18 protein-coding genes and 1 tRNA gene are annotated in these 18,847 nt (G+C 48.8%); 7 read left to right on the top strand and 12 right to left on the bottom strand.

Features of this window, described 5'->3' with window-relative positions:
* Position 1: 1 nt before the first annotated feature.
* The 3 genes from H6G89_RS11490 to H6G89_RS11480 all read right to left on the bottom strand — a co-directional run bounded on the left by H6G89_RS11490 (position 2) and on the right by H6G89_RS11480 (position 2,199).
* Positions 2-964: a UDP-glucuronic acid decarboxylase family protein gene (locus H6G89_RS11490; RefSeq protein WP_190506206.1), complete on the bottom strand. Its 963-nt coding sequence runs from the start codon at positions 962-964 to the stop codon at positions 2-4.
* 418 nt (positions 965-1,382) lie between these two features.
* The gene (gene pyrE, locus H6G89_RS11485) at positions 1,383-2,000 is read right to left on the bottom strand and encodes an orotate phosphoribosyltransferase (RefSeq protein ID WP_190506204.1); all 618 of its coding nucleotides are present in this window, start codon (positions 1,998-2,000) and stop codon (positions 1,383-1,385) included.
* Positions 2,001-2,126: 126 nt separating this feature from the next.
* A tRNA-Ile gene (locus H6G89_RS11480) sits at positions 2,127-2,199 on the bottom strand.
* A gap of 82 nt (positions 2,200-2,281) precedes the next feature.
* Here H6G89_RS11480 and H6G89_RS11475 point away from each other — a divergent pair.
* From H6G89_RS11475 to H6G89_RS11465, 3 genes are all read left to right on the top strand, one after another.
* Positions 2,282-3,007, top strand: coding sequence for a hypothetical protein (locus H6G89_RS11475; RefSeq protein ID WP_309229796.1), 726 nt, complete (start codon positions 2,282-2,284; stop codon positions 3,005-3,007).
* Between the two features lie 74 nt (positions 3,008-3,081).
* On the top strand, positions 3,082-4,536 hold the full coding sequence (locus H6G89_RS11470; RefSeq protein WP_190506202.1) for a hemolysin family protein: 1,455 nt from the start codon (positions 3,082-3,084) through the stop codon (positions 4,534-4,536).
* A gap of 8 nt (positions 4,537-4,544) precedes the next feature.
* The gene (locus H6G89_RS11465) at positions 4,545-5,009 is read left to right on the top strand and encodes an EVE domain-containing protein (protein ID WP_190506200.1); all 465 of its coding nucleotides are present in this window, start codon (positions 4,545-4,547) and stop codon (positions 5,007-5,009) included.
* Between the two features lie 123 nt (positions 5,010-5,132).
* Here H6G89_RS11465 and H6G89_RS11460 read toward each other — a convergent pair whose 3' ends face one another.
* From H6G89_RS11460 to H6G89_RS11445, 4 genes are all read right to left on the bottom strand, one after another.
* Positions 5,133-6,305, bottom strand: coding sequence for a sugar phosphate nucleotidyltransferase (locus H6G89_RS11460; RefSeq protein ID WP_190506770.1), 1,173 nt, complete (start codon positions 6,303-6,305; stop codon positions 5,133-5,135).
* 347 nt (positions 6,306-6,652) lie between these two features.
* Positions 6,653-7,498, bottom strand: a complete 846-nt coding sequence (locus H6G89_RS11455; protein WP_190506190.1) for a segregation/condensation protein A — start codon at positions 7,496-7,498, stop codon at positions 6,653-6,655.
* 130 nt (positions 7,499-7,628) lie between these two features.
* A complete protein-coding gene (locus H6G89_RS11450) occupies positions 7,629-7,991 on the bottom strand; it encodes a LapA family protein (protein ID WP_190506188.1) in 363 nt (120 codons plus the stop codon).
* A 268-nt stretch (positions 7,992-8,259) separates the two neighbouring features.
* Positions 8,260-8,454, bottom strand: coding sequence for a hypothetical protein (locus tag H6G89_RS11445; protein ID WP_190506186.1), 195 nt, complete (start codon positions 8,452-8,454; stop codon positions 8,260-8,262).
* A gap of 290 nt (positions 8,455-8,744) precedes the next feature.
* On the opposite strand from H6G89_RS11445, the gene lepB reads away from it, so the two are divergent.
* Positions 8,745-9,356 carry a signal peptidase I gene (gene lepB / locus H6G89_RS11440; RefSeq protein WP_190506184.1) on the top strand — a complete coding sequence of 204 codons (612 nt, stop codon included), beginning with the start codon at positions 8,745-8,747 and terminating at the stop codon, positions 9,354-9,356.
* A gap of 229 nt (positions 9,357-9,585) precedes the next feature.
* Here lepB and H6G89_RS11435 read toward each other — a convergent pair whose 3' ends face one another.
* Together H6G89_RS11435 and H6G89_RS11430 are read right to left on the bottom strand one after the other, a co-directional pair.
* A complete protein-coding gene (locus tag H6G89_RS11435) occupies positions 9,586-10,140 on the bottom strand; it encodes a helix-hairpin-helix domain-containing protein (protein ID WP_190506182.1) in 555 nt (184 codons plus the stop codon).
* Positions 10,141-10,153: 13 nt separating this feature from the next.
* Positions 10,154-10,546, bottom strand: coding sequence for an NINE protein (locus H6G89_RS11430; RefSeq protein ID WP_190506180.1), 393 nt, complete (start codon positions 10,544-10,546; stop codon positions 10,154-10,156).
* Between the two features lie 1,022 nt (positions 10,547-11,568).
* Here H6G89_RS11430 and H6G89_RS11425 point away from each other — a divergent pair.
* The gene (locus H6G89_RS11425; protein WP_190506178.1) at positions 11,569-12,501 is read left to right on the top strand and encodes a J domain-containing protein; all 933 of its coding nucleotides are present in this window, start codon (positions 11,569-11,571) and stop codon (positions 12,499-12,501) included.
* A 120-nt stretch (positions 12,502-12,621) separates the two neighbouring features.
* Here the strand turns inward: H6G89_RS11425 and H6G89_RS11420 are convergent, their stop codons facing one another.
* Positions 12,622-13,632: a TauD/TfdA family dioxygenase gene (locus H6G89_RS11420; protein ID WP_190506172.1), complete on the bottom strand. Its 1,011-nt coding sequence runs from the start codon at positions 13,630-13,632 to the stop codon at positions 12,622-12,624.
* A 90-nt stretch (positions 13,633-13,722) separates the two neighbouring features.
* Here H6G89_RS11420 and H6G89_RS11415 point away from each other — a divergent pair, with 90 nt between their 5' ends.
* On the top strand, positions 13,723-13,863 hold the full coding sequence (locus tag H6G89_RS11415) for a hypothetical protein (protein WP_190506165.1): 141 nt from the start codon (positions 13,723-13,725) through the stop codon (positions 13,861-13,863).
* On the opposite strand, the gene H6G89_RS11410 is transcribed toward H6G89_RS11415, so the two are convergent.
* Together H6G89_RS11410 and glgP are read right to left on the bottom strand one after the other, a co-directional pair.
* The gene (locus tag H6G89_RS11410) at positions 13,860-14,249 is read right to left on the bottom strand and encodes a hypothetical protein (RefSeq protein WP_190506163.1); all 390 of its coding nucleotides are present in this window, start codon (positions 14,247-14,249) and stop codon (positions 13,860-13,862) included. The genes H6G89_RS11415 and H6G89_RS11410 overlap by 4 nt on opposite strands.
* Positions 14,250-14,468: 219 nt before the next feature.
* Complete coding sequence (gene glgP, locus H6G89_RS11405) at positions 14,469-17,093, bottom strand: alpha-glucan family phosphorylase (protein ID WP_190506161.1); 2,625 nt, start codon at positions 17,091-17,093, stop codon at positions 14,469-14,471.
* Positions 17,094-17,772: 679 nt separating this feature from the next.
* Between glgP and H6G89_RS11400 the strand changes: the two genes are divergently transcribed.
* Positions 17,773-18,729, top strand: coding sequence for an RNA polymerase sigma factor, RpoD/SigA family (locus H6G89_RS11400; protein WP_190506159.1), 957 nt, complete (start codon positions 17,773-17,775; stop codon positions 18,727-18,729).
* The last annotated feature ends 118 nt before the right edge of the window (positions 18,730-18,847 follow it).

Below are 18,847 nucleotides of genomic sequence, written 5' to 3'. Positions count from 1 at the left end.
GCTAGAGGGGCAAAGTGTGCTGGGCTACAGTAGCGCGATCGCCCATGCGCGCGCTGAAATCATCTATCGTCATTTGTAGCCCATCTTTTAAGGGCACAGTTGGTTGCCAATTCAACCAGGTACGCGCTCTGGTGATATCAGGCTTACGGCGACGAGGGTCGTCCTGAGGGAGAGGTTCAAATTTAATCTCTACCTCTGGATTCACCATTTGTTGAACTGCCTTTGCCAGCTCTAGAATAGTGTATTCATCTGGATTTCCCAGATTCACCGGACCTGTGTGCTCACCATTCATCAAGCGCATTAGCCCGTCCACTAAGTCTGAAACGTAGCAGAAGCTGCGAGTTTGAGAACCATCACCGTATACCGTTAGTGGCTGATCGCGCAGAGCTTGCACGACTAAATTGCTCACTACGCGACCGTCATTCTCTAACATTCTGGGACCGTAGGTGTTGAAGATTCGAGCCACTCGAATTTCAACATCGTTTTGGCGGTGGTAATCGAATGCCAGTGTCTCAGCGACTCGCTTGCCCTCGTCGTAACAGCTCCGAATTCCAATCGGATTAACATTTCCCCGGTAGTCTTCGGTTTGTGGATGAACTTCTGGATCACCATACACTTCTGAGGTGGAAGCAAGTAAGAATCTTGCTTTAACTCGCTTTGCCAACCCCAGCATATTGAGTGTACCCATCACATTCGTCTTGATTGTCTTGACGGGGTTGTACTGATAGTGGACGGGGGAGGCTGGACAAGCCAGGTGATAAATTTGATCCGCTTCTAACCGAATAGGCTCAGTAATATCGTGACGGATTAATTCAAAGTAAGGATGATCCAGCCATTTCAGTAGATTCCGCTTGTGACCTGTATAGAAGTTATCTAAGCAAATAACTTCATGTCCTTCTTGCATTAATCGGTCAATCAGATGGGAGCCGATAAAACCTGCGCCGCCTGTAACTAAAATTCGCATAGTTTCGTATTTAGAGGTCAATAGCAAACAGCAATGCCCAGTGTACCCGGAATCGTTCTCTAACCTTGTTTGGTAGGATGACACCTAAGGCTTCAAAGCTAACCTAGCGATAAGATTATGTCTAGCCTGCCGTACTTTTACCTAAGTCGTATTTCTACTTAACTTTATAGCAAGCTAACAGAGTTTCTTAATGAACGAGGCAATCAATCGGGCAGTTTACTAAAACTTCAAGGCTCTATTAATGCTCGTTGAAGATGGATGAGTTGAGGAGTAAGGCTGAAGGAGTGGGGGGATGAAGGAGGCAAGAGGATGAATGCAGGTGTGGTTCTTGAAAACGCACCACGGCTGTAGGGGCGTTTCGCGAAACGCCCCTACGAAATTCATACATTAGATTCAGCAACGCTCATGCGTTTCCCCTTCACTCTGGATTTATTGTTCGCCAGTGGGTTTGGATGTCTTGAATGGAGAAGAGGGTTTGAAAGTGGAGTCCTTGTTGTTGATAAAGCTCTGCACCGCCCTGGAGGCGATCGACCAGAGAAATGATGTGGTTGACAGTGTATCCAGCGTGACGCAGGCGATCGACCGCTTTGAGAGCTGACTGTCCAGTTGTGACGACATCTTCTAACACAACGACAGAGCTAGCGGGGGTCAGGGTAGGTCCCTCGATGTAAGCCTGGGTGCCGTGCCCTTTTGCTTCTTTTCGTACAATTAACGGAGTGAGTAGCCGACCTTCATAGGCTCCAACGACACTGACGGCAGTGACAATCGGGTCAGCTCCCAGGGTCAGTCCGGCGATCGCCACCGCTTCAGCCGGCACCATCGACAGCAACAACCGACCCACGGCTAACCCACCTTGAGCATGGAGTGTCACCTGTTTTCCATTGATGTAGTAGGAACTGCGTTGCCCGGAGGACAGAACAAAATCTCCCTCTTTGTAAGCCACTTGGCAAAACAGATCGAGCAGATAGTGCTGCAAAGTCGCCAAGTCAACCTTGCTGACGTCAATGGATTGGGGTGAAACGGGAGTTTGAGTCATATCTTAATGTCAGGGTCTAGCCAATCCTGATTTTAGACGCTTAAATGAGCTAGGATATTCGCAAAATTGCGGGCAGCTCTCCATATAGCGGAGATTGATGAGAGCAGAAATGATGGGCGATCGCAATCCAGGGTGCAGGGGTCGAACCTGCCTGAGGCGAATTATGAGTTCGCTGCCTAAACCGCTCGGCCAACCCTGGGATTTTGGCTTTTATTGTAGCTTGAACTGACGATATCCTAAAATATTCGGTTTACTGAAAGTTGTAATGTGAAGTTGTTAACGTGAATCCAACTGTTGCACTGACGCTGATTCTATTATCTTTGATGGTTGCTGCTGGAGTTGTCAGCGGTGCCTGGGGATATGCTTTGGGGCGAGAGGCACTCAAAGGCATTACTCAACCCGATGTTCGACCTTCAACAGCATTGGGTGAAGGCGCACCCCGTCATGAAGAGGTGTCGATTTTGAGCGAAGCGGCAATTCTGGCAGACGTCAAAGCGCGAATGGAGGGTCGAGCGACAGATACCGATACGCTGGTTGCGACTCCCACCACCCCAACCGCTAGCCCGACTACCAGTGCTCAAACAACTGATGCCCAAAACCCAGCAACTCCGTCAGCAAGCCCAGTAGTCGCTGTGAACTCAGACGCTAATGCGCCAGTCGCAGGGCTGCCGATCGCTGCTCAAGATCAGGGAGTTACGTTTGAAGTTCGATCGGTGCGTCAGGTCAACGGCGTTCTTGTCTTGGATGTGAGTCTGCAAAACGGGGGCGATCGCCCGGTGCAGTTTCTCTATAGTTTTATGAATATCACCGACAGCCAGGGGCGATCGTTTAGTGCCAATACTGAAGGGTTGCCCAGCGAGTTGCAACCTAGCAGTGAGTCCTTTTCAGGAACGGTGACGATTCCGATGGTGTTGCTAGAAGGGGTGAATGACCTGTCGATCGCCCTGACCGACTACCCCGATCAGCAGTTGCGGCTCAAACTATCCGATATTCCAGTCGTACGGTGATCTCTCTAGTTGTACGGTGATTTCTCTAGCGGGGATGACGTACCATACTCCTGCTAGGTCTTTTCTATGATCGGATGACTCCTGCTGCCCTACTTGTGTTGGCAACTAATACGGTTTCGTCGTTGAGTGGCTCAGAAATCCTCTCGCGGCTATTAGCCGTATTTCTGTTGATTGCCATCAACGCCTTTTTTGTCACTGCTGAGTTCTCAATCGTGTCGGTGCGGCGATCGCGCATTAATCAGCTTGCCTCAGCCGGGGATGTACAGGCACAAACCGTGCAAGACCTGCAACGGGGACTCGATCGACTGCTTTCTACAACCCAACTCGGCATCACGCTCTCCAGTTTGGCACTGGGCTGGATTGGAGAAAACACCATGGCAACATTGCTCAATGCCGGGTTAGCTGCCATTCCACTGGCAAGGGGCGATCGCCCTCTGATTTCCCATACCATTGCCCTGCCAATTGCGTTTCTGTTAATTGCCTACCTACAAATCGTCTTAGGTGAGCTTTGCCCCAAGTCGGTGGCGTTGCTCTATCCGGAACAACTGGCTCGGTTTCTAGCCCCACCCAGTCAGGCGATCGCCCGCTTCTTTAACCCCTTTATCTGGATTTTGAACCAATCCACCTGGCTGCTGTTGCGACTGGTTGGTATTCAGTACAGTGGGCAAGGGTGGTATAACCGCGTTACTCCGGAGGAACTGGAACTGATTATTCGCACCTCGACTGAGTCTCCGGGGCTAGAGGCAGGAGAGAGGGAATTGCTCAGTAATGTCTTTGAATTCACTGAGGTTTCCGCTCAAGAGGTCATGGTTCCCCGCATCAGTGTGGTGGCGATCGATCAGGATGCTACCTTTCAAGCTCTATTACACGAAGTTGCTCAAACGGGTCATTCCCGTTACCCCGTGATTGGGGAGTCCTTAGACGACATCGTCGGCATCATCTATTTCAAAGAGTTAGCAGCTCCTCTTGTCGAGGGAGTTTTGGCGTTAGATAGCCCGATTCAACCGTGGGTGCGTCCGGCTCAGTTTGTGCCAGAGTCGGTGCCGCTCAAAGAGTTGCTACGCCTGATGCAACGAGCCGCACAAGCGATGGTGGTGGTAGTGGATGAGTTTGGTGGCACCGCCGGGTTAGTCACCATTAAGGACTTAGCGGCTCAAATTATTGGGGAAGTGCATGACCCGGAGGATGAGGAACCCCCAATTCAACTTTTAGACGATCGCACATTTTTGGTGCAAGCCCAGATGGATCTGGAAGAAGTGAATGAATTACTCAAGCTGGATCTGCCCCTGACTGAGCAATATCAAACGCTGGGAGGATTTATCATTCATCAATTTCAAAAAATTCCAACCGCTGGAGAATATTTCCGCTATGCCGATCTAGAGTTGACGGTTACCTCCGCCGAAGGGCCGCGACTTCATCAAATTCGGATTGAACGATTACAGCCGCCAATGGAGAATAATAATGACCCCAATCAAGCGGCGATCGCTTCTCAAAATCCCTCCGAAAACGGTTACAAAGGCGAGGAATAAACGACACGATGAATTATTGGTTGATGAAATCAGAGCCAGATGTGTATGGCATTAATGACCTGGAACGCGATCGCCAAACCATCTGGGATGGAGTCCGCAATTACCAGGCACGCAATTATTTGCGATCGATGCAACCGGGCGATCTTGCCTTCTTTTATCACTCCAACACCAGCCCACCCGGAATTGTTGGGTTGATGCGAGTCGCAAAACCCGGAATCGATGATCCAACGCAGTTTGACGCCAGCAGCAAGTACTATGACCCTAAGGCAACGCCAGACAAACCTCGGTGGCAAACTGTCGTGGTGGAATTTGTGCAGCAATTTCCTGCAATGATCACCCTGGAAACATTGAGGGACAAATTTTTGCCCGACGATTTATGGGTTGTTCGCCAGGGTAACCGCCTTTCGGTGATGCCAATATCAGAGGCGATCGCTCAACAGATTTTGGAGATGAGCAAAGGGGAAAAAGGATAAACAAAGCCGAGTTCAGGATCAGGATTTGGGTGGTTCAAACCGCAGACTTCGCCCTGAACCCTATTCACCTTTACTCCTTCATAGTTCGCCCCTCTACTCCCCTACTCCTCTATTGCCCTCACATCAAAACGCTTTGTTGTTATCCAACGCCTTAGAGATGAGTTCCTGCTCAGTCCGAGGTTGCACAGGTAGAGGCTTACGGGCATCGGTAATGAGCCAATCAAGAGAGGCTTTTTCGACGTCAATCGACTCACCCGTTTTGTCAACGCAGTAGCGACCATACACGAGCTTATCGACCAAGCGCACACCGGCTCCCAGGCGGGAATATTCGAAGATAACGCTGTTATCGACGGTTGCTCCACCGCAGATGTGACAACTGGGACCAATCATCGTAGGTCCAATAATTTTGGCTCCATCTTCAATGCGGGTCATGCCACCGATATAAACCGGTCCCTGGATGTCTACCTTATCCCAGTTAACAGCAACGTTCAGTCCCGTGTAGATGCCGGGAAATACTTCGTGTCCGGGGATTTCGACATTCTTGATTTCGCGCATTAAGACACCGCGAATCGCTCGCCAATAGTCGGGCACCTTACCAATGTCAACCCACTCAAAATCCATCGGTAGCCCATAAAAGGGAGCACCAATCTCAACCAATTTGGGGAAGAGTTGGCTACCAATATCAAATTCTTCGCCCGACGGGATGTAATCGAGGACTTCAGGTTCAAAAATGTAAATCCCGGTGTTGATGTTGTTACTCAGTGCCTCTTCGACACTGGGTTTCTCTTGAAATGCTTTGACTCGTCCTTCATCGTCGGTAACCACGACCCCATAGCTGGACACTTCTTCATGGGGCACGGTTTTCATAATGATAGTGGCGATCGACCCTTTAGAACGGTGCCACTCAACGGCTGCTGTCAAATCCAGGTCAATCAGCGCGTCTCCACACAACACGACGAAGGTATCGTCAAAAAAAGGAGAGAAGTCTTGAATACGGCGCATCCCACCAGCAGAACCGACCGCTTCACCCACTAACTCACCATCTTCTTTGATGCGACCTTCAAATGAGTAAGCAATTTGGACTCCAAATCGTTGTCCATCGCGAAAGTAGTTTTCGATCTCATTAGCCAGGTGACTAACATTCACCATGATTTGATCGAAACCATGGCTCCGCAAAAGTTCCAACAAAAATTCCATAACTGGCTTTTGCAGGATTGGAATCATGGGTTTCGGGGTGGTGTAGGTAATGGGACGGACGCGGGTGCCCTTACCTGCTGCGAGGATCATCGCCTTCATCGACTTTTTGGACATCTACATTACCTGAGCTAACTAATTCTAATGACTTCAACAAATAAGTGGAACGTGCGATGGCTTCATCTACTGGACTATAGCGAATTTCGTTAGAACCTTTCTGCTATAAAACTTGAATTTGATTCAACACAACCCAATGAAGCAACTGCTTTAAGAGCATAATCTGTTCCAGTCTTTCACAATCTTTGAGAATTGCCAGGAGTAGAGCAAGAATTTTGCAGAAACTATATCTAACTTGAATTTTTGTAAAAGTGTTCTTTAGGTTGAGTCTGCCAGCGTTCAGTTTAGCAGTACATCAGAGTGTGCTGTCCAGTCTGTAGAAAAGATCACTATCAGTCATTCAAAATGGCTGTTGATAGAGAAGCGAGTTCTGCGGATGATAGATGCGAAAGACTACGAACTCTTAGATCTTGGTAGAACTCTTCTTGAGATAGCTCGACTTTGGTTTGAGCTGACAAAAACAGGAGTGCCCAAAAGACACCAACGCGATCGCTCTGTTCAGAGTGATGGGCGGAGGGGTCAGTAGCGATCGCCCGTTGAGCATCCGAGTTAATCCACAACTCCAATAACACATCAAAGTCGAGCCACTCCTCACCCTCACTGACTTCTTGCCAGTGGTCATGCAGAAACTGCTCTAGTGCTGCTGCAATTTCTGAAAGATTTTCCTGGTGAGCGAGTTGGGCGATCGCCCGAACCGCCTGAGTGCGAGATTGAGGTCGAGGGCGACGAGCGCGGATTCGAGGTTTATGGTCAGCGACAGTTGCCGCCATAATCTCTAACTGAGCGATCAACTCTTTGAGCGTGACTCGACGATTTTGTGGAGGACGTGCCGTAGCACGCCGCCGAATTGTTTGCTCCAGTCGTAGCGGCAGCGGGGCTGTGCCTTCAGGGGTCAGAAGTTCCTCTGGTTCTAACTCTTCCTCTGGCTCTCGATCGGAGCGTGCCAGACTATCTGCCTTAAGCAGAACCAGCACGGAAGCATACAAAAATGCCTGTCCTGATTCAGATAGGTCAGCTTCATAGGGGGCACGACCTGCTTCAACATTATGCAGGGGGTTGAGTTGGCTCAAAAAGCGATCGATGACTTCAATCACTTTGACATCCCAGGGGTCGATTTCGCCCCGTTCTGCCAGGTCAATCAACAGAGCGATCGCATTTTGTGCCAGAGAAAGAGCCATAGGGCAATCCTATCGAAGGCTAACGCGAACAAAGTAGACAGCAGCCAACACAATCAAACCCAGTAATGCCAGGGGAATCACCAAGCTCAAGGGGTTGAGAGGATCGGTCAACGGTCAACGCTCCATTAAGTTATTTAGCGTAAACTTCGACATCTTCCGCATCAGTGACTTGTTTAGAAGCGGGTAAGAGATGCTGCTGTTCTTCTAGTTGTACTTTATATCGCTGAATATCGCGTTCTAATTCTTCGATACGAACGTCACGCTGTTGAATTTGTTTGCCCGACTCCAAAACTCGCTGCACTTGAGTCCAAACACTAAACACCCAGGCAAAAGCTGCTCCTATACCCGTTGCTAGCAATAGCTCTACAGACAGCGGGGCTTGCACCTGGACATCTTTGAGAATGCGGATAACGACAGGTTCGGTGTTTTCAATGCCAAACAGCACGAGTGCAAGGCAGATGACGAAGATGATGACGAAATTAATTTGACGCATCGACTGAAACCTCAATCTTGCAGATAAAAAATTATGTATTAGATGGGTGAGCCTAGCCAACCATGCCCGGATGCTATTTAGCTTAGTTATAGCAACAGTCGTAGAAATTGGAATGGGGGGAGACAGGAGCCTCTATAGAAACTAAGGGTTTTGCCCCAAACCAAACGAAAGGAGCAATGGGTGCTGATAGAGCTCGAAGAAAGTGTAGCAGTTTGAGTTAAACAGCAATAATATATAGCATTTCTGAAACAGTTGTCAGAGATGCTTCCTAAGCAGGTTGGCACTTTCCAGCGCGAATCAGACCGACTCGACGGGCGATCGCTTCTTGCTCTGAGGCAAAGGGTCCCCACCGTTCCGGTTCACCGGATGCTCCAGCTTCTTTGGTTAACTCTTTGATGGCGATCGCAGTTACGATTTTGCACTGTCCGTCATTTTGCTTGACGATGTACCAAGCGTCACTCATAAACGTGTCCTTACTGTTGGGTTATCCAGGTTCTCTGATGCAGACAACCCTAATCGCCTATCCAGCTTACAGTAGTTTGATGAATTGCTGTAGCAATACGTCAAGTCAGTTAACGTCAACTTGGGTTAAGAGCTTAGGTTAACCTGGCGAGTCCCATGGGGGTTTTCTGATGAATTTCATCGTGCATGGGAAGATAGGGAATAGCAACTTTTCCAATGCGGCTCTAGGCTGCCTTGGAAAATCTGGCTGCTAAACAACATGGCTGCTAAACAACATGGCTGCTGAACAACATGGCTGCTGAACAACCCAAATCAACCCCTCCATCCTCCGAATCTCTCTCATCAACGTCTCCCTCGTTTTGGACGCGCCTGCGAGAAAACGGGCAAATTTTGGCGATCGCCCTGGTATTGGCTCTCATGATTCGTCTCTTTGTGGCGGAGCCGCGCTACATTCCTTCAAACTCCATGGAACCCACACTACTTGTAGGCGATCGCCTGGTTGTAGAGAAGCTGTCCTACCATTTACGCCCACCAAAGGCAGGTGAAATTATCGTCTTTGACCCTCCTGATGCCTTGCGAACCCTGGGTTTTCGCAAAGATCAGGTGTTTATCAAGCGCATCATTGGTGAACCGGGGCAAATTCTGCAAATTCACAATGGCACGGTATATATCAACGGGGAGCCATTGCAGGAAGATTACATTGCAGCACCCCCCGATTATGAATTGCCTCCCATCCAGATTCCGGATCATCAATTCTTTGTCATGGGAGATAACCGCAACAACAGCAACGACTCCCATGTTTGGGGCTTTTTACCGCAAGAAAACATTATTGGACGGGCTGTATTTCGCTTTTGGGAACCTGACCGCATCGGTGTGATTCACCGCCAGATCGGCAAAGGATGAAGACGGATGCTTGATAGCAACGTTTTGAGCTGACAGAGCAACTGAGAAGTTGGTTAGGACGGGTGAAGGGATAGAACCCCTAGCCGCGGGCAAAGCCACATCCTGTACATCACCCAAGCGGGTATCGCTACAGATTGATTGGCTATCAAAATCAGGTGCAGTGCAGTTAACCCCGTAGAGGTGAGGGGTTCATGCTAATCGATCGCAACAATGATTTTTGCTTCTGACTCTAAAAGTACAGATAATGCACCAGATCGGTTGTCAGTTGGGTTGTTAGTGACAGTCGCTGTTGTAGATCCGCCAGGTTGCGATAAGCCCCGTAGGTTTGCCGATGTTGGACGATCGCTCTAGCGAGAAATAAGTCGATCGCAGGTACTCGCACTAACGCCTCAACGGAGGCGGTGTTGGGGTTTGTGCGCTGAATCGTTTCAATACTCTCAGCGTCGTAATATCGAAATGCCAGAACGGGTTCAAACGGCTTCAGACGATGGACTGGTAGATTGAGCGCAGCAGCTACATCGTCTAAGCAGTGAAATAGCACCCCAGTTTGAGTTAATGCGACCAAGGTGCGAGCTTGGTGGATAGAGACTCCGGGTAGACGCAACCAATCATCTATATCGGCGCGATTGACATCAATTTGAACTCCTAACTCAGACGCTACCTGAACCTCTTCGAGGGATTGAAAACGGTAGTACGGGTCATTGAGTAGACGCGATCGCAAGGGATTGAACTGAGCTTTAGCTTCAGAACCTAAACGGGTTAGCGATGTCAGCCACGACAACATAACACTTCCTCGATTAACCAATGCGATCTAAGAGTTGACGGCGTTTTTGCTCAAACTCATATTCTGAAATCAACCCATCTTGGCGCAGCGTGTCAAGTTGACGGAGGGCATCAGCGATCGCACTCACCTGAACTGGGTCAACGGCTGCTGTTGCTGGGGTTGAAGCAGGTTGCAAGACCTGACCTGCATTGAAGTTGGTGTCAAACTCCTGCTGGTCTTGGGTCAGATACCAAATCCCCTCAATAATGCTCGCAATTTTAGGAATTGGAGTAAACCCCAGTAATAGATAGAAAATACCCCAAACTGGTTGTTTTAAGTAGAACTTGTGGAGCCCTGAGATCGGAGTGATCACACTAAGGAACGCCAACAAAACAGCGACTTTTTTGGTTTTAGGCTTGGCTAACATGACGTAGAGCAAGGGCAGATCTGAAGAATAACAGGAGAAACCGAATAACAAGACCAGTCAATAAAGAACACTGTCTCAATGCATAACCTGAAACCCAGGATAAGTATTGAGAAATATCTAGGGTATTTACAAATTGTTTGAGAACAAGGAGAGGGTAGAGTTTTACCCCAACTCAGGGTTCTACCCCTGCACCCCGTTTATATTTCAGTCGGAATAGCTATAGGACTAACTCAATTGGAGATTTTTCTTCTTCTAATCATATCGATTCAGATTTGACCTGGGGCGGTTGAGTCGAACTGAAACGATCACAAGCAACTTTCTATAGAAATCGCTCAAAGATTTGTAACGATGAAGTCTGGAACGCCACAGTTCTATTTGCTTTTAAATCCGTATGCCAGGTGTTCTTAAACGCAGTAAAATAACACAAAGGTAGTAATTCAGTAATGTTGAATTCCTGTATTAGCCACTCCCGATTAATTACGACGTAGCAAATGTAACTTAACGGTGATTAGAGGAGGTTTTACCCGGAATCTCGTTAGATTCCTGGATAGATTCTGAAGAGGTATTCAACGCCGTACATCTCAACTTCACACAGCAAAACGGTTATCTACCGTTGAGGCAAAAGTGATTCATTAAAATTGTGATTAGCATAGAGAATCTCTTACCAAATGTATTGATATTTCTATGGTTTAGATGTCTGTCCTTGTAGCCACTGGTTTTCATAGAGCTTTTATCAAACCGCAAGTTCTCTGAAATTCGTTAAATCTACCTCTCCAGACTAAGCGTTGATTAACTTATCCGTATCTCTACGTCTCTCTGTTTTACTCGGCACAAATCTTCATAAACCAACGGTTACAATATAAAGTTGGACATTAAAGACGGAGCAGCATGAAGCGATTGATTCGCCAAGGGCGATTCTTCGCGCCGCTCAAATATACGTACTATGGGGTATTGAGTTCAACCCAGAGTGATTTTGTATACTCCACATTAATACGACTATTAATTTATAAAATTAATTACTGATGTCACAGATTACATTCTCTCCCGACTGGCTAAGGAAATTTACTGAAGATCCCTATGCTGTGTTAGGTGCGTCTGTGTCGGCTGACGGTAGTCGTGTTCTCAAGCGTTATCGTTCAGTTGCAAAACTCCTTCACCCCGATCGGTTTACAACGGATTCAGAAGTCGCAACTCAAATCTTTGCTCGTTTAGTGAACCCTGCCTATCAAAAACTGAAGCAGGAAAACGATAGAAAAGATGTCATTGCGATGTTGCGCTTTAGAGTGCGTCGCATGAGTCGAGATGAGATACCTCTGCCAAAAGGGGATGTCGCTCGTCAACTCCTCAAGACTCCTCTTCAGTCGGTTGACATCATCTATGAGCAGGCAGTCAGCCATCTGGCAGAGTTGCAATATCAGCAACTTGAGCGGTTTGAGCAAATCACGGACGAGCTAGGTGAGCTGAATCTAATTTATCTGCGAGTCAAAATGGGTGAGCCGTTGATCCGTGAAAAACGGAGCGGCATCATTCCAGTTGAGGAAGCCAGACCCATTGAGTTTGATCTGAGGCAGTCCAATAACGGTGTCACTGCTCCGCCTGTCAATTATGCGGAACGGCACTACCAACGGGCGCAGGAGTATATGAAGAAATCAAACTGGTCGCTAGCCGTGCAAGAGTTACGAGATGCGTTGCGAATTCAATCTGATCGCAGCGAATTTCACGCACTGCTAGCCAAGGCCTACTTAATGCAAAATCTACCCGGAATGGCAACCGTTCATTTTAAGCAGGCATTGAAACTCAATCCCAAAGATCCGCTTGCTCTGGAGTATGCTCAAAAGCTCAAGATTGATTTGAAGCAATCTACGAACGGCAGCAACGGCAGTAATAGCAGTAATGGCAAGCGTGGGGAGTCAAAAGCAAGCAGATTCTTTGGGTTATTTGCTAAGAAACGCTAGTTCAGCGTCAATTCGGGTAAGACCAATCAAATGGGAGGATGCGTTAAATCAAGTATCCCCTGTGGTTCTCCTTGTTAGAGGGAATGGCGACAGTCGGGGGTTCAATAAGACGCATCTAATTTAAGCAAAAGTGGTACGAATAATGCGCTCTCCAGGTTGGCGATCGACTGCTGATAGCCCCAAGTCGCGCACTACAAACGATCGCTGCAACCACCGATCAAAGCCATCATAACGAGGCGTAAATGACGATCGCCCATGAACAGTGCGGCGATTGTCGATGCACAGCAGGTCACCCACATTCAATTTCACTCCACGATAAACAGAGGCGATCGCTTCCTTTAAGGCTTCCAAGGCTGCCTCGGCTTCGGGAGTCAGGGCAGTCATCAAGTCTTCGTCGTAGTTCAAGAAGGGGTCATGGCGATTGCCATAGAGCACTGGCAAAACGGTTCCAGAGTCTTGTTTCTGCTGAAGGTTGCCAAATGAGTAGTCGATGCCCGTGCGATAGAGCGGTTGAAACAGCAGATCACGGTGTTCTGGGGTCAACAGCGGTAGGGCATGGGAGATGCTGGCGTAGGTTGTCTCAGCGATGCGATCGTGATCGGGGCGGAGACAAAATAACAGCAAAAACTCAGGGGGATAGGGGTGAAAGACGGTTTCCCGATGAAACTGTAAGCGGGATTTGGAACCGCTAGAGGATTGGATCTGTTCACTCCCTTTAACCGGGGCGAGATTTTGAAATAGATCGCCGTTCTTTTCCTGGATGTAAGACACCAGATGCCCCAGACGGCTACCAATCATTGCCAAACACCGCTCACTAACGTAGGTCGTTTTTTCGGTTGATCGCTGAGCATCAAGCGGTGTATGGACGTAATAAAGCCCCGGGTCGATGGGTAACCCCTGCAACAGTAAAATGCCTTCAGTATTAGAGCGAACTTGAAACTCTAGCAGAGCTCGGCGCACAGGACGCGGCATCTCGTCGGCCCGCATCTCACAATCAAACAAAAACTCTTCGGTATCAGTGTAGGGGTTAGGACCAGGTGCCAGAAACAAGTGCAGGATGGTTTCATCCAGCCCACGGCAATCAATGGTCTGTACAATGTTGGTAGAAGGTTGGGTCAGAATTGGTTGCATAGCTCTCATCGAAAAGCTGTTTAGCCATTGTGGATATCTCAGCTTATCTTTTGCATAAAGCCGTCGCCATACAACTTCAAATACTGAATTATGTTGGCTCGACAACTACATCAAGGGGCGATCGCCAACAGGGTGAGTTTTCGGACACACGGTTCCATCGATCTGAAACCGCAGGAATGGGTACAGACCGCATCAGAAATAGAGCGAAGCCAACCGCCTGAAGTAGGCTAAGAATCTTGTTGCCGCAAACGCTCTAACTCTGCTCGAATAGCAGCAATTTGAGCGGTTAGCTCCTGGACATCGGTTTGCACCTCAGGACTGGTTGTGGTCGGGGGTGTGACAGTTGCCGTAGAGCTAGTAGTGCTAGTCGTAGACTCCGATGGACTGCGACCTGTCTGCTGAGTCAGGATAGTTTCGACAAAATTGCGGGCTTCTTGCTCTGTCATTTCGCCTTTAGCTGCCCACTCTTCTGCCAACTCTGCCAGATCTGTTCTCAGGCGATCGAGGTTTTCATCACGACGCTGGGGATCTTGCAGGATTTCCAGAAGTGATGCGGTTGCTCCTAGCGTTACACGAAACCCCTTTTGCAACAGTTGAATCAGCGTGTCAGAATTCATGGTTTTGAGTTGGGTACTAAGAATTGGGTAGCAATATAAGATGTAATGTTCTGTGAAACCCCCGGTTAGAGGCAACGCCCCCAACGCTCCTTCATTCCAACCGTCTTAACGGTTGATCTTGGGTTACTCAACATTAGGAACACAGGCTTCCAATGGAAGATTAAGCCTTTCAGCTTTTTTATTCAAGGGAGGGGGCAGTTTAAGTTACCCCCTGCCTCGTTATGCCCACAACACCAGACCTGGCTCGTAGGTGCTGCTGAGATTTTCATGATGCGGCAACACCCGCAGGGACAAACCCTGCAACCCACTGTTGGTGTAGACAATATTGACGGTGTAGATCCCAATATCCGCATTGTGTGGATCTTGTCCTTGATAGTCCATCACTACTGGCAACCCATCGGCGATTTCTCCACTGGCATTCACAGTCCCTTTGAACAGTTCCACCTGCACATCACTGGGTGAGAGTTTGCCCAGGTTGATGCGAGCTTTGACAGCGATCTCCTGCTCGACTTGAATATCAGGATGCTCAGAGACATCAACGCTCTCAATTCGGATATCAAACCAGTGGTTGAACAGATTGGATTTCCAGTTGGCGAGAGCTTTAGCGGGAGTGTACTGATCAGCAATCATTTCACGGTAGCGATCGCTTGCCGGGAAGTACGCCCGCTTTGCATAGTCGCCCACCATGCGTGCAGTATTAAACGTAGGGCAGTTGAGCCGGATGGCATCCTTCATTTTGGCGATCCAACCCCGGGGCAAATCCTCCACGTCGCGATTGTAAAACAGAGGAATAATCTCCTGCTCTAAGAGATCATAGAGGGCATTTGCCTCAACATTGTCTTGATATTCGGGGTCATCGTAGTCTTCGCCATGCCCGATCGCCCACCCAGTTTTGCCATAATCAGCCTCATCCCACCAGCCATCCAGCACGCTGAAGTTTAACAAGCCATTCATCGCAGCTTTCATGCCACTGGTGCCCGACGCCTCGCGGGGGCGACGGGGGGTGTTAAGCCAGACATCGCATCCTGCCACCATCAACCGCGCCACATTGATGTCGTAGTTAGGAATGAAGACAATACTGTGTTGCATCCCCTCCTCACGGATGAAATGAACAATGTTGCGGATCAGTTCCTTGCCGGGTATGTCTTTCGGATGTGCTTTTCCAGCAATTACAAACTGCACCATGCGTTTTTTGGGGGTCAACATCCCACCTTTGATGCGATCGCGATGCAAGTCCAGCAAGATCCGCTTAATCCGATCGATGTCTCGCAAAAACAGGGTTGCCCGCTTATAAGTAGCAAACCGCCGTGCAAACCCAATGGTTAACACAGAGGGGTCTAATGCTTCCTGTGCCTGGGCAATTTCGCCTACCGATGCACCCCGCTCCCGCAAGCTTTTCTGCAATCGTTCCCGGACAAACACAATCAATTCCGATCGCTTGCGTTCGTGATTTCGCCACAATTCCTCATCAGGAATAGAGCTTACCCGCTCCCACAGGGGCTCATCCGCCGGAGCACGATACCAACTGGGTCCCAGGTAACGGTCATACAATTCCTGGGTCGATTTCGCCACACAACTGCGAGCATGAACCCCGTTGGTGATGGAGGTAATTGGAACTTCATTGACTGGCAACCCCGACCATAGCGACTTAAACATCGAGCGAGAAACCACTCCATGCAGTTTGCTGACCCCATTGACAAAACTTGCCATCTTAATCGCCAGGATCGCCATACTGAAGGGAGCCGCCAAATCACCAGGGTTTTCCCGTCCGAGGGACAAAAACTCTTCCCGCGACAGCCCAAAGGTGTTTGCATAGTGGCCCAGATAGTACATGATCTTGTCAGCGGGGAACAGGTCAATGCCCGCAGGCACCGGGGTATGAGTCGTAAATAGTTGGCTTGCTTGAGCAACCTGGCGAGCTTCGGCAAACGTTAACCCATCCTGAATCATCATGTGGATACGTTCCAGTGCCAAAAATGCCGAGTGTCCCTCATTCATGTGATAGGCAGTAGGGTGTAACCCCAGCGCGTGCAACATGCGCACACCGCCAATGCCCAGCATGATTTCCTGATGAATTCGCAGGTCGATATCACCGCCATAGAGTTGGTCGGTGATGTCCTGGTCGTACTGAGCGTTGGGCTCAATATTGGTATCTAGCAGATAGAGAGGAACCGTTCCTACTTGCACCCGCCAGACCCGCGCATAAACTACTCGACCAGGGTAATCGACTGAAATCCGCAGTTCAGAGCCATCGGGGTTGCGCTCTAGGTGCAGTGGCATGTTGTAGAAGTCGTTGATGGGATAACGCTCCTGTTGCCAACCGTCGGCATTGAGGTACTGAGCGAAATACCCCTCCTGATAGAGCAAGCCCACACCCACCAGGGGTAACCCTAGATCGCTGGCAGATTTGAGGTGATCTCCAGCTAGAACGCCCAAACCACCGGAATAGATGGGTAAACAGGAGGTCAACCCAAACTCAGCAGAAAAGTAGGCATAGCAATCAGTGACAGGTTGTGACCCCGTTGGACGGCTCTGAGATGTGCCCCGTTGTTTACGAAACCAGGTGCGCCCCTGTAGATAGTCATCGAGTTGACGGGCAGCACGATCCATTTGTGCCAAAAATCCTTCATCTTCGGCTGCTTCTCGCAAACGTTCCTGGCTGATTGTGCCTAACATCAACACTGGGTTGTAGCGGCTCGATTCCCACAGATCTCGATCGAGGCGACGAAATAGATCAGTGGCTTCAAAGTTCCAATCCCAGGAGATGTTGTAGGCTAACTTCCGTAGCGGCTCTAAACGTTGAGGCAGAGACGGAGAGACATTAAAAGTACGGATAGGCTTCATGCAGTCAAAGACCAAGATTGAAGTCAATAGTATGAGCTTATTGTCTACTCAACTTTGTCTAAATGCCCTGCTCTTAACACTGTCTCCAGACTGATCCCCTCAGTCTTTGGGCAAAATATTAAAAAAAGTTAATGAACCTGGTAAGGCGATCGCTTCTCTCAGAATTCGGTTTTCTCTAATTTTGTCTTACAGGATGCATTACCTGGAAAGATTTCTGGGTACTCTGAGGGAAAGTCTCGATGAAGAAGAGGCTTCTATCCCATTGGGAGTATGTTAATATTTTTAATAAAAGTTACAGTTTTTAATGTAATTGCTTAAGCCTTCCGATCTAATCGACCTTCAGTCCTGATCTCCGTGATAAAACGTCTAGCAATAGATTCTCATTATCAATCAGCCGTCTACTCATTCAGTCCACGTTGTACGCATCGTTAAAGCTCCCTTAGAAACCTTCTCAGAAGCCTCTCTCAGAAACAATGATAACCATCTGAGTTTATCGATGGCTCAGATGTCGTCTCTTATCAGGAACAAAATTACTTCTAAGCCTCGACTTCGTTGAGTTGTGAATCTTTTCCCTATTTCACTTTCCCTAGGGTAGATTTAAGCTCCGCTCAATTTTTTATTCCCTGCTTCGCTAGTACAATTGTTCTAATCTCATCCCCGCTACTTGATATTTAGTGATATGAAAACGGCTCAAACCTCAACCGATTTAGTCCGGACTTACTTAAAAGAAATTGGTCGTGTTCCACTGTTGACTCACGAGCAAGAGATTCTCTACGGGAAGCAGGTGCAACGAGTGGGCACGCTGTATGACATCAAAGAGGCAATGACCCTTCAGTTGGGACGAGAACCTGAATTGCAGGAGTGGGCAGAGCGGGCGAACCTGTCGGTTGCAGAGCTGCAGCAGGTAATTGATGAGGGAGAATTTGCCAAGCGCAAGATGGTCGAGGCAAACCTGCGGTTGGTGGTGTCTGTCGCTAAGAAATATATCAAGCGGAATGTTGACCTGTTGGATTTGATCCAGGAAGGAACGATTGGGATGCAGCGGGGGGTTGAGAAGTTTGACCCGACTAAAGGGTATCGGTTTTCAACCTATGCCTATTGGTGGATTCGGCAAGCCATTACGCGAGCGATCGCCGAGAAGGGTCGAACCATCCGCCTGCCCATTCACATCACGGAGAAGCTGAACAAAATTAAAAAGGCGCAGCGGCAACTGGCTCAAAAATTAGGACGGGCTGCCACTGCCTCTGAATTGGCGGAAGAGCTAGAACTGACCACTAAGCAAGTCCGGGAATACCTGGAGCGGGCGCGGGTTCCCCTGTCCCTTGACCTCAAAGTTGGAGACAACCAGGATACGGAACTGGGCGAATTGCTGGAAGATACCAATCCTTCTCCAGAGGACTTTGCTACAAACTCAGCACTCCGGGCTGACCTGGAGCAGTTGATGGGCGACCTGACTCCCCAACAGCGTGAAGTGTTATCGCTGCGGTTTGGTCTGGAAGACGGGCAACAACTGACTCTGGCAAAGATTGGCGATCGCCTCAATATCAGCCGAGAACGTGTCCGGCAAATCGAGCGAGAAGCCCTCACCAAACTCCGCAAGCGCAGAGCCGACATTCGTGAGTATCTGGCCAGTTAAGAAGGATAAAGGATAAGGTAATTGCTCAACTGGGTTGACCTGAGCCCAGCTTTGACAGAAGATGGTAAGCTTTTGCTATGAAGGAATTGCCCCCACTCGATGGACTGAGCCACGCCGA

Source organism: Oscillatoria sp. FACHB-1407 (assembly GCF_014697545.1).
GTDB lineage: Bacteria > Cyanobacteriota > Cyanobacteriia > Elainellales > Elainellaceae > FACHB-1407.
This window is presented reverse-complemented; position numbering and strand designations above follow the sequence as displayed.

Coding starts and splice junctions, on each gene's coding strand:
- H6G89_RS11490 (WP_190506206.1), bottom strand. CDS start 964: ATGCGAATTTTAGTTACAGGCGGCGCAGGTTTTATCGGCTCCCATCTG.
- pyrE (WP_190506204.1), bottom strand. CDS start 2,000: ATGACTCAAACTCCCGTTTCACCCCAATCCATTGACGTCAGCAAGGTT.
- H6G89_RS11470 (WP_190506202.1), top strand. CDS start 3,082: ATGACTCCTGCTGCCCTACTTGTGTTGGCAACTAATACGGTTTCGTCG.
- H6G89_RS11465 (WP_190506200.1), top strand. CDS start 4,545: ATGAATTATTGGTTGATGAAATCAGAGCCAGATGTGTATGGCATTAAT.
- H6G89_RS11460 (WP_190506770.1), bottom strand. CDS start 6,305: ATGAAGGCGATGATCCTCGCAGCAGGTAAGGGCACCCGCGTCCGTCCC.
- H6G89_RS11455 (WP_190506190.1), bottom strand. CDS start 7,498: ATGGCTCTTTCTCTGGCACAAAATGCGATCGCTCTGTTGATTGACCTG.
- H6G89_RS11450 (WP_190506188.1), bottom strand. CDS start 7,991: ATGCGTCAAATTAATTTCGTCATCATCTTCGTCATCTGCCTTGCACTC.
- H6G89_RS11445 (WP_190506186.1), bottom strand. CDS start 8,454: ATGAGTGACGCTTGGTACATCGTCAAGCAAAATGACGGACAGTGCAAA.
- lepB (WP_190506184.1), top strand. CDS start 8,745: ATGGCTGCTGAACAACCCAAATCAACCCCTCCATCCTCCGAATCTCTC.
- H6G89_RS11435 (WP_190506182.1), bottom strand. CDS start 10,140: ATGTTGTCGTGGCTGACATCGCTAACCCGTTTAGGTTCTGAAGCTAAA.
- H6G89_RS11430 (WP_190506180.1), bottom strand. CDS start 10,546: ATGTTAGCCAAGCCTAAAACCAAAAAAGTCGCTGTTTTGTTGGCGTTC.
- H6G89_RS11425 (WP_190506178.1), top strand. CDS start 11,569: ATGTCACAGATTACATTCTCTCCCGACTGGCTAAGGAAATTTACTGAA.
- H6G89_RS11420 (WP_190506172.1), bottom strand. CDS start 13,632: ATGCAACCAATTCTGACCCAACCTTCTACCAACATTGTACAGACCATT.
- H6G89_RS11415 (WP_190506165.1), top strand. CDS start 13,723: ATGTTGGCTCGACAACTACATCAAGGGGCGATCGCCAACAGGGTGAGT.
- H6G89_RS11410 (WP_190506163.1), bottom strand. CDS start 14,249: ATGAATTCTGACACGCTGATTCAACTGTTGCAAAAGGGGTTTCGTGTA.
- glgP (WP_190506161.1), bottom strand. CDS start 17,093: ATGAAGCCTATCCGTACTTTTAATGTCTCTCCGTCTCTGCCTCAACGT.
- H6G89_RS11400 (WP_190506159.1), top strand. CDS start 17,773: ATGAAAACGGCTCAAACCTCAACCGATTTAGTCCGGACTTACTTAAAA.